A 4,871-nucleotide genomic window follows, 5' to 3' on the forward strand; every position below is an offset into this window, starting at 1 on the left:
AGGCCGAGCGGCAGTTGACCGGCGTCAACGCCCTCTGGCTGGGTGGCCACCAACTCTGACCAGGCAGATACCCGGACTCAGCCGCGCAGCACCGCGCTGACGTAGCTGAGGTCTGCGAAGATCGTCGACATCTCGTCGTCCTCGGGGAACTCGAATCCGTTGAGCGCGTACCCTTCCCGCATCGGCAACGTGGAGGTCTCCCAGCCGCGCTCGGTCAGGTACTCGACCACGTGGCTGCGCTCGCCCTGATAGACGAGGTCGGCCATCTCGATGTCGGAGCCCAGCTGCTTGAGCCGTTCCGACATGCGTTGTGAGCGTCCATCGGTGAACGCCGACAGGTCGGGAACGTGCTCGGTGGCCAATCGGCTGCCCGGCGCCGACAGCGTGGTGATGTTGTCGAACAGCTTGTCCTGAGCGTCCGACGGCAGGTAGATCAGCAGACCCTCGGCACTCCACGCGGTCGGCTGGCTCGGGTCGAAGCCGTTGTCCTTCAATGCCTTCGGCCAGTCCGCACGCAGGTCGATCGCGACCGTCCGATGGGTGGCGGTCGGCGTAGCACCGAGGCCCGCGAGCGTCCTCGTCTTGAACTCGATGACCTCGGGCTGGTCCACCTCGTAGACCGTCGTACCGTCCGGCCATGGCAGCCGATAGCCCCGCACGTCGAGACCGGCGGCGAGGATCACGGCCTGCCGTACCCCGGCATCCGCAGCATCGGTGAACATCTTGTCGAAGAAGCGGGTACGTACGGCCATGCCCTCGGCTAGCCGAAGCGGGGTGAACCCCGGTTCCACGTCGGTGAGGTCGAGGTCGCCGTCGAGCATGCGGTTGAACAGGTCGACGCCGACGGCCCGCACCAGTGGCTCGGCGTGCGGGTCGTCGATCAGCTTCTCGCGGTGGGCCAGTGCGCGCTGCGCGGCCACCATCGTCGCGGTTGCCCCGACGCTGGAAGCCAAGTCCCAGGTGTCGCCTTCGGTTCTTGCCATGTGTCTCTCCTCTATTTCAGGGCCGCGGTGACGTATCCGGAATCGCCGCCGAATGCCGCGAGTTCGTCGGTGGGCAGCTCGAAGCCGTTGGCCTGGAATGCCGCGGCGGTATTCCGGATGTCCACCTGCCAGCCATGATTGGTCAGATAGTCGGCCGCGCTATTGCGCTCACCTGTGTAGAACAACTCGGCCAGGTTGATGTTGGAGCCGATGCGCTGGGAACGTTCCGTCAACCTCTCTGCCCAGTCGGCGGGCAGTCCACTCATGTCCATGTGCTCGGTCGCCAGCCGGCTGCCCGGTGCCGACAGCTCGGTGATGTTGTCGAAGAGCCGATCCTGGGCTTCCGGTGGCAGGTAGACCAGAAGTCCTTCGGCGCTCCACGCCGTCGGCAGGCTGCTGTCGAAGCCGGCCTGCCGCAGCGCGGCCGGCCAGTCCTCGCGCAGGTCGATGGACACGGCGTGACGCCGGGCCGTCGGCTCGGCACCGAGACCGGCCAGGGTGCGGGTCTTGAACTCGATGACCTCGGGCTGGTCGATCTCGAATACCGCGGTGCCGGCCTGCCACGGCAGTCGGTAGGCCCGAGTGTCGAGTCCCGAGGCCAGGATCACGGCCTGCCGGATGCCAGAATCGCTTGCGGTGGTGAAGAAGTCGTCGAAGAAGCGGGTCCGCACGGCCACCTGCTCGTTCATGGCCCGACGGTTCAGTAGGGGATCGTCCTCGCCGAGGAGCTCACCGTCGACCAACTTGACGAAGGCATCGATGCCGACGGCGCGGACCAGCGGTTCGGCCCACGGGTCGTCGAGCAGCGCGTCGGGGCCCTGTGACGCGGTGGCGCGCGACGCGGCGACCGCCGTAGCAGTGGCGCCCACGCTGGAGGCCAGGTCCCAGGTGTCGCCGTGAGTGCGTGCCATTGGTTGTCTCCTCAAGTCAGGGTTGCGATGACGGAAAGTGAATTACGCAGTGGTGCAAGTACTTCGGAGTTGGGGAAGTCTCGCCCGTAACCGGCGAATACCTCAGGGCGACTGCGGGCCGACACGTGCCAGCCCTGTGCGGTCAGATAGTCAACGACGGATGCGCGCTCACCGTCGTAGACCAGCTCGGACATGTTGACGTCGAAACCGTGTTCGCGCCATTGTTCGGTGACTGCGCTCGCGCGGTCGCCCATGAACGCACTGCCGTCGGGGTGATACTCGGTGGCCAGCTGACTACCGGGGGCGGACAGCACGGCGATGTCGTCGAACAGCCGGTCCTGCGCCTCGGGGGGCAGATAGACGAGAAGGCCCTCGGCGCTCCACGCGGTCGGCAGGGTGACGTCGAAACCCGCCGCCTTCAGCGCCTGCGGCCAGTCGTCGCGCAGGTCGACGGCGACCGCGCGGCGATCGGCGGTCGGGGTTGCGCCGATCTCGGTCATCGCCGCCGTCTTCGCCACGATGACGTTGGGCTGGTCGATCTCGTAGACGACCGCCCCGTCGGGCCACGGCAGCCGGTAGGCCCGAGAGTCCAGTCCCGAGGCCAGGATCACGGCCTGCCGAACGCCTTCCTCGGCCGCGCCGAGGAAGAAGTCGTCGAAGAAGCGGGTGCGCACCGCCATCACGTCCGTCATCGTGCGCGCGGCACCACCGTCGACAGTGGAGATGGCTCCGTCGACCAGTTTGGTGAAGAACTCGATGCCGACGGCGCGCACCAGGGGAGCGGCATAAGGATCGCGGATCAGCGGATTGGCTTCCTCGGAGGCCAGTGCTCGCGCCGCGGCGACCATGGTGGCGGTCGCGCCCACGCTGGAGGCCAGGTCCCAGCTGTCGGAATCCGAGCGGCTCACCGATCACCTTCGAGCGTTCCGCTGACATAGCGCATCTCGGCGAAGCCGGCCATCTCCTCGTCGTCGAACGGCGGCAGGTCATGGGCGGCGAACAATTCGCGCAGTGTGCTGCCGCTGGTGCGCCAGCCGTGGTTGTCCAGGTAGGCGGCGGCCTCGTTGCGGTCGCCGAAGTAGACCAGCTCGGTCAGGTCGAGGTCGAACCCGTGCTCGCGCCAGTGCGCTGCGACGCCCTGCATGCGCTCGCGTAGGCGGGCCTCGTTGGCGGGGTCCTGGGTCGGTGCGCTCTCGGTGGCGAAGCGGCTGCCGGGCGCGCTCAGCTCCGTCACCGTGTCCAGCAGTCGGTCCTGAGCCTCCGGAGGCAGATAGCCGAGCAGCCCCTCGGCGCTCCACGCGGTCGGCTTGGCCGGATCGAAGCCGGCCTGCACGAGTGCCGCCGGCCAGTCCTCGCGCAGGTCGATGGCGACCGTGCGGCGGAACGCGGTGGGTGCGGCGCCGAGGGCTGCCAGCGTCCGGCTCTTGAACGCGATGACCTCGGGCTGGTCGATCTCGTACACCGTGGTCCCCGCGGGCCACGCCAGGCGGTAGGCGCGGGAGTCCAGGCCCGAGGCGAGGATGACCGCCTCGGTGATGCCTGCGTTCGTGGCGTCGAGGAAGAAGTCGTCGAAGAACATGGTTCGCACGGCCATGTTGTCGGCCATCCGTTCCATGCCGACTCCTCCGTCGCCGCCGAACTCGGCGGGAGTCAGGTCACCGGCGGCCAACCGGGTCAGGACGTCGACGCCGACCGCGCGAACCAGTGGTTCGGCGAAGGGGTCGTTGATCAGGGGACGCTCCGCCCGGCCGGCAATCGCCCGTGCCGCGGCCACCATCGTTGCCGTTGCTCCGACACTGGAGGCCAGGTCCCAGGTGTCGCCTTCGGTGCGCGTCATGAATGCCCCTTGAAGCTATTAGTTAGCTGATGTAACGAGCTGATTCGACTGTACGCTCCGATCCTGAAACCCCCGATCGCGTCGCCGTCGCGCGGATCGGATGAGGGTCGGACCGGCGGCAACTGTTACCCTCGTAGACTGTTCCAACGCGCGATTGCGCTGGCTGCAGGCATCCCTGCGCGCCGGCAGAAGAATCGCACAGGACTTACCCAAAACGCGCTGGTCGGACCAGCCCCATCGGCACGCCGGGACACAGTCCGGCTGCGCAGGAGGAAGAGTGCTTTCGGCTTTCATCTCGTCGTTGCGGACGGCCGACCTCCGACGGAAGATTCTCTTCACGCTGGGCATCGTCATCCTCTACCGGGTCGGCGCCACGCTGCCGTCCCCCGGCGTCAACTACCCCAACGTGCAGAAGTGCATCGAGCAGGTCCAGGGCGGCGACTCCGCGCAGATCTACTCGCTGATCAACCTGTTCTCCGGCGGCGCGCTGCTGCAGCTGTCCGTATTCGCGGTCGGCGTGATGCCCTACATCACGGCCAGCATCATCGTGCAGCTCCTGACCGTGGTCATCCCACGCTTCGAGCAGCTACGCAAGGAAGGCCAGTCCGGCCAGGCCAAGATGACGCAGTACACCCGCTATCTGGCAGTCGCACTGGCGCTGTTGCAGGGCACCTCGATCGTGGCGCTCGCCGCCAACGGCGGGTTGCTGCAGGGCTGCACGCTGGACATCATCTCCAACTCCTCGATCTTCACGCTGGTCGTCATCGTGCTGGTGCTGACCGCGGGTGCGTCGCTGGTGATGTGGATGGGCGAGCTGGTCACCGAGCGCGGCATCGGCAACGGCATGTCACTGCTGATCTTCGCCGGCATCGCCGCCCGCATCCCGTCGGAGGGCAAGACCATCCTCGACAGCCGCGGCGGCATGGTGTTCGCCGCGGTCTGCGTCGCCGCATTGATCATCATCATCGGCGTCGTCTTCGTCGAGCAGGGCCAGCGCCGCATCCCCGTGCAGTACGCCAAGCGCATGGTCGGACGGCGCATGTACGGCGGCACATCTACGTACTTGCCGCTCAAGGTCAACCAGGCCGGCGTCATCCCGGTCATCTTCGCGTCGTCGCTGATCTACATCCCGCACCTGAT

General features: G+C 67.1%; 5 protein-coding genes. 1 reads left to right on the top strand and 4 read right to left on the bottom strand.

Translation table 11 applies throughout. The features are described from left to right. Window positions 1-77: 77 nt before the first annotated feature. From QOI01_RS13435 to QOI01_RS13450, 4 genes are read right to left on the bottom strand one after another with little or no spacing between them, the layout of a single operon-like run. Entirely contained in the window at window positions 78-983 is a 906-nt protein-coding gene (locus QOI01_RS13435; RefSeq protein ID WP_526381645.1) for a class I SAM-dependent methyltransferase, read from the bottom strand. 11 nt (window positions 984-994) lie between these two features. Further along, a complete protein-coding gene (locus tag QOI01_RS13440; RefSeq protein WP_526381647.1) occupies window positions 995-1,894 on the bottom strand; it encodes an SAM-dependent methyltransferase in 900 nt (299 codons plus the stop codon). 11 nt (window positions 1,895-1,905) lie between these two features. Continuing rightward, window positions 1,906-2,802 carry a class I SAM-dependent methyltransferase gene (locus QOI01_RS13445; RefSeq protein WP_526381649.1) on the bottom strand — a complete coding sequence of 299 codons (897 nt, stop codon included), beginning with the start codon at window positions 2,800-2,802 and terminating at the stop codon, window positions 1,906-1,908. Then, complete coding sequence (locus tag QOI01_RS13450; RefSeq protein WP_526381650.1) at window positions 2,799-3,731, bottom strand: class I SAM-dependent methyltransferase; 933 nt, start codon at window positions 3,729-3,731, stop codon at window positions 2,799-2,801. The genes QOI01_RS13445 and QOI01_RS13450 overlap by 4 nt, the downstream gene beginning before the upstream one ends. 277 nt (window positions 3,732-4,008) lie before the next feature. Between QOI01_RS13450 and secY the strand changes: the two genes are divergently transcribed. Beyond that, window positions 4,009-4,871, top strand: an 863-nt coding sequence (gene secY, locus QOI01_RS13455; RefSeq protein WP_526381651.1) for a preprotein translocase subunit SecY, incomplete at its 3' end; no start/stop codon positions are given.

The organism is Mycobacterium sp. (genome assembly GCF_032162605.1).
In the GTDB taxonomy this organism is placed as follows: Bacteria; Actinomycetota; Actinomycetes; order Mycobacteriales; family Mycobacteriaceae; genus Mycobacterium.

What these genes read in the sequence shown, in the direction of transcription:
- QOI01_RS13440 (WP_526381647.1), bottom strand. Translation starts at nt 1,894, where the DNA reads ATGGCACGCACTCACGGCGACACCTGGGACCTGGCCTCCAGCGTGGGC.
- QOI01_RS13435 (WP_526381645.1), bottom strand. Translation starts at nt 983, where the DNA reads ATGGCAAGAACCGAAGGCGACACCTGGGACTTGGCTTCCAGCGTCGGG.
- QOI01_RS13450 (WP_526381650.1), bottom strand. Translation starts at nt 3,731, where the DNA reads ATGACGCGCACCGAAGGCGACACCTGGGACCTGGCCTCCAGTGTCGGA.